The following is a 4,213-nucleotide window of genomic DNA, read 5'->3' as shown; positions in this document are numbered from 1 at the left end:
CGGGGCAGCACGGCCCAGCCGTCGAAGGCGCGCCGGTTGGCCTGCGCCGACGTGCCCAGGCCGCTGCCGCCCGCCACGTAGGCATGGTGCGCGGCATCCATGTGCTTGGGCGCGAGCAGGGCGTAGTCGAGCGCGCCGTGCACGCCGGGCGGAATGCGGTCCGGCGGCGGAGGCGGTGCGGTGAAGGGAAGGGCTGGGGTCATCGTTGAAAGCGGCAATGCCGGGCAGAGCCCGGCATTGGATCAGACCCGGGGCGCCGTTGCCAGCGCGCCGATCAGAACTCGTAGTCGAGCGTGACGCGCACCGCCCGCCCGTCGCCCTTGTACAGGAACGAGCCCGAGCGGTACACCGCCGTGTAGTAGTCCTTGTCGCCGGCGTTGAGCACGTTGATGCGGATGTCGGCGTGCTTGTTCAGGCGGTACGAGGCGAACAGGTCGTACACGGTGAACGAGGGCACGGGCTGCGCGCAGGTGCCGTTGGTGTAGCTCGCGCCGGTGTCGGGCTGGCCGCCGCAGCGGTCGCTTTCGTGCCGCGCCGTGGCGCCCACGGACAGCGCGGGGGTCAGCTGGTACTTGCCCTGCACCGAGAACGAGCGGTCGGCGAAGTTCGACAGCGGCAGGCCCACGTTGGCCGCCGTGGCCGACTTGAGCACCTTGGACTTCATGAACGCCACGCCGGCCTGCACCGTGAACTGGGAGGTCACGTTGCCCACCAGGCCGAATTCGACGCCGCGCACGCGGTTCTTGCCGGTGTTGAAGGTGCCCAGCGAGTCGTAGTTGGCGCCCTCCATCACGTCGGACTTGGTGGTCTGGAACGCCGCGGCCGTGAACAGCAGCTTGTTGTCCAGCAGGTTCCACTTGGTGCCGATTTCCAGATTGCGCGAGGTCTCGGGCTTGGCGCCGGCGGCGCTGCCGTTGTAGACCACCAGGCCGCCGTAGCCGCTGCTGGTGCCGGTGTCGGATTCGCCGCCGTTGATGTCCTGGGCCGAGCCGTAGCTGGCGTACACGATGCCCATGGGGTTGATCTTGTGCGACACGCCCAGGTGGCCGTTGAGCAGGGTGTCGGTGTAGCTGTAGTTGCCCGTCTGCGCGGCCGTGGTGGCGTTGCGCGTGACGAGGCTGAAGTCGGTGTAGTCGGCGCGCACGCCGCCGAACACCGTCCATTGGTCGGTCAGGTCCACCGTGTCCATGGCGCTGAGCGCGAAGCTCTTGACCTGCCAGTCGTTGGCCCAGGGCGTCTGGGCGATCTGCCGGCCCATGATGGAGTTCAGGCCCGGCGTGACGGCGCCCGAGGGGCCCGAGAGGCAATAGGCCGTGTTGGCGCCCGTGCCCGCCTGCGTGCGGCAGTTGAATGCGCCGGTGTTGGTGACGGCGTAGTTGCCGCGCGTCACCTGGTGGTCCGTGTATTCGAGGCCGAAGATGAGTTCGTTCTTCTTGCCGGCGATCTCGGTGTCCCAGCGCAGGTTGGTCTGGTGCGCGAAGTACTTCACTTCCTGCCAGCCGTTGTGCGTGCTCAGCGAGGCGCTGGTGAACGGCGTGCCGTTGCTGTAGCGCGTGCCGCCCGAGGCGCCGGTGACCACGTAGCCGTTGTCGGACGTGCCGTAGCGCGTCAGGCTGGTGAGGGTCTTGTCGGGCGCGATGCGCCACTTGACGCGTGCCGTCAGGGCGTCCACGTCGGAGTTCAGGAAGTCCTGACTCTGCGCGTACACGGGCACGCCGGTGGCGGGCACGCGGTTGGGCACCGTGCCGAGCAGGTAGCTGCCCAGGTCGGGGTACTTGTCCCTGGCGCGCAGGCCGTAGTAGTCCAGCGTGACCGACAGGTTGGCATTGGCTTCCCACAGGCCCGACAGCGCCAGGCCCTCGCGGCGGCGCTTGGACGGGTCGCGGTCCGGCACGCCTTCGGTGCTGTACAGCGCGTTGGCGCGCAGCGCGAACTGATCCGAGAAGCCCTTGTTGGCATCCAGCGTGGCGCGGCGGTAGCCGTCGCTGCCCGCGCCCACGGAGATGCGCGAGAAGTCGTAGTCCAGCGTGGCCTGCTTGGTGATGGCGTTGATCGCGCCACCGGCCGAGCCGCGGCCGGCAAAGGTCGAGTTCGGGCCCTTGGTGATTTCGAGCTGCTCGATGGCGAAGCTCTCGCGCGTCGTCATGCCGGGGTCGCGCAGGCCGTCCACGAACACGTCGCTGCGGGCTTCCTGGCCGCGGATGATGTAGCGGTCGCCGAAGGCGTTGCCGTTCTCGCCCGTGCCCAGGGTGATGCCGGGCTGGGCCGCGAGGATCTGCTTGAGGTCGGTGAAGCCGGAGTCGTCGATCGCGGCCTTGGTCACCACCGAGATGGTCTGGGGCGTTTCCGCCAGGGGCCGCGTGTGGCGCACGTCGGCCGAGGTCTTGGCCTTGTAGGGCGCGCCCACTTCAGCATTGGGGTTGGGATCGATGGCCTGGTCCTGCACCGTCACGGTCGGCAGGACGGTGGCGTCCTGCGGCGGTGCGGTCTGGGCCATGGCGGCCCAGGGCAGCAGCACGGCGGTGGAGAGGCTGGCGGCAACGCCCTCGGCCAGGCGGAGGCTGCGGGGCTTCTTGACGGGGTTGTAGTGTTTCATTTTGTTGTCAGAACCAAAAACAGCCGCGATTATTGATACGAATCACTCTCGTTAAGGTGTTGTCTGACAGAGGCGCGGCGTGGAATCTGACAATTTGTAAGATTTCCGCCACAAATTCCGCAAGGGAGGTGCGCCGGACGAGGGGTGGGAGGTGCAATCGGCCCCGGCACGGGCGTGCAGAGCCAGCGAGGCCGGGGGCCGCGCCTTCTGCCCTACCGGTTGTGGATCTGCGTGCCCTGGAGGGCGGCCGCACCCGAGCGCACGAGGTCCTGCACCGTGCCCTCCAGCCAAGCCTGCAGCGGCTGGTCGGCGAAGTAGCGCGCGTGCAGCAGCGCGAAATAGGGCGTCGCGGCGGCCCAGGCCCAGAGCCGCTGCGCCTCGGCCTGCTGCCACTCCAGCAGCTTGTACTTGACGAGCACCTTGGCGGCGTAGCGCGCGTGCTTTTCGGGTGCCTGCACGAAGCCGTCCAGCCGCCGCCGGGCGGTGTCCAGCGCCGGGGCAAGGCCGGTGAAGACGCGGCCATGCCCGGGCACGAGGGTGCGCGGCGCCAGCGACTCGATCAGGTCAAGCGTGGTCGCCACGTCGGCGAAGGCGCTGTCGCCCTCCAGCTCGGGAAAGACCACGCCGAAGCCGTTCTCCCACAGCGCGTCGGCCGAGATCAGCACGGCGTCGACCGGCTCGAACAGCACGATCGAATGCGGGTCGTGACCGGGGGCCGCATGCACCTGCCAGGCCCGGTCGCCGAGCATCACTTCAGTGCCCGGCTGCAGCACGCCGTCCATGCGAAACGGTGGGCAGTCCTGGCCCGTGGGCGTGTAGCTCAGGGCGTTGGCGTCCCACTGGCGCACATGGGCCGCCTGGCCCGGGGGGATGAAGGTGCCGAGGGCGGGCCAGGCCGCCTGCAGCGCGGCGTTGCCGCCGCAGTGGTCGCTGTGCAGGTGGGTGTTGAGCACACGGTCCAGCGCGCGGCCCTGCAGTGCGCCCTGCAGCAGCGCGACGGTCTGCGCGGCATGGGTGCAGTAGCCGGTGTCCACCACCGCCGTGTGCCCGGCGCCGATGAACACGATGTTGTTGGCCGACAGCCAGCCGCGCTCCAGCACGGTCATGCCGGGGGGCAGGGGCGCGGGGCCGGAGGGCGTTGAGAGGGGGGGCATGGCGGTGGCTTTCATGGCGCGCCGCCCCGGGCCGTCTAGAACGTCACGCCGGCGATGAGTATGACATTCGCATAGGGCGTGCATTCGCCGGTGCGCACCATCACCCGCGCCTGCTGGCACAGCCGTTTGAATTCCTCGTGCGGCACGGTCTCGGGCGCCACGGGCAGCAGGCACCAGTCCGGCAACTGGCCTTCGGCGCGTTCGACGGCTTCGGTGGCGACGATGGCGCGCTCCACCTGCAGTTCGGAGAGGACGGCGCACAGCACCTCGTCCACGGCGGGGATGCCGGCCGTGACGGCCAGGTCGATGCGGCGTGGCCCGGGGGGAATGGGCAGGCCCGCGTCCCCGATGACCAGCATGTCGCCGTGGCCCATGCAGGCGATGGCATGCGAGAGTTCGGCGTGCAGCAAAGCGCGGCGTTTCATAGCAATCTCCAGTCGGGTGGGCGGGGGGCTGGCGGCGA

At 69.3% G+C, this 4,213-nt stretch carries 3 protein-coding genes and 1 pseudogene; all 4 read right to left on the bottom strand.

Translation table 11 applies throughout. The annotated features are described in order from the left end of the window. Positions 1-203 (bottom strand): annotated as a pseudogene (locus AC27IQ_RS19610) (hypothetical protein); the annotation flags it as partial. Between the two features lie 71 nt (positions 204-274). Continuing rightward, the gene (locus AC27IQ_RS19605) at positions 275-2,596 is read right to left on the bottom strand and encodes a TonB-dependent receptor (RefSeq protein ID WP_487090481.1); all 2,322 of its coding nucleotides are present in this window, start codon (positions 2,594-2,596) and stop codon (positions 275-277) included. A gap of 212 nt (positions 2,597-2,808) precedes the next feature. Continuing rightward, positions 2,809-3,750 (bottom strand): MBL fold metallo-hydrolase, encoded by a 942-nt coding sequence (locus AC27IQ_RS19600; protein WP_487090480.1) that lies wholly within the window; start codon positions 3,748-3,750, stop codon positions 2,809-2,811. 35 nt (positions 3,751-3,785) lie between these two features. Then, positions 3,786-4,175 (bottom strand): D-ribose pyranase, encoded by a 390-nt coding sequence (gene rbsD, locus AC27IQ_RS19595; protein WP_284404829.1) that lies wholly within the window; start codon positions 4,173-4,175, stop codon positions 3,786-3,788. Positions 4,176-4,213: the final 38 nt, after the last annotated feature.

This window comes from Acidovorax sp. KPB24-07, assembly GCF_057543315.1.
Note: the sequence above shows the minus strand (reverse complement) of the source record. Positions and strands in the feature narration are given on the sequence as shown.

Coding starts and splice junctions, on each gene's coding strand:
- AC27IQ_RS19605 (WP_487090481.1), bottom strand. CDS start 2,596: ATGAAACACTACAACCCCGTCAAGAAGCCCCGCAGCCTCCGCCTGGCC.
- AC27IQ_RS19600 (WP_487090480.1), bottom strand. CDS start 3,750: ATGCCCCCCCTCTCAACGCCCTCCGGCCCCGCGCCCCTGCCCCCCGGC.
- rbsD (WP_284404829.1), bottom strand. CDS start 4,175: ATGAAACGCCGCGCTTTGCTGCACGCCGAACTCTCGCATGCCATCGCC.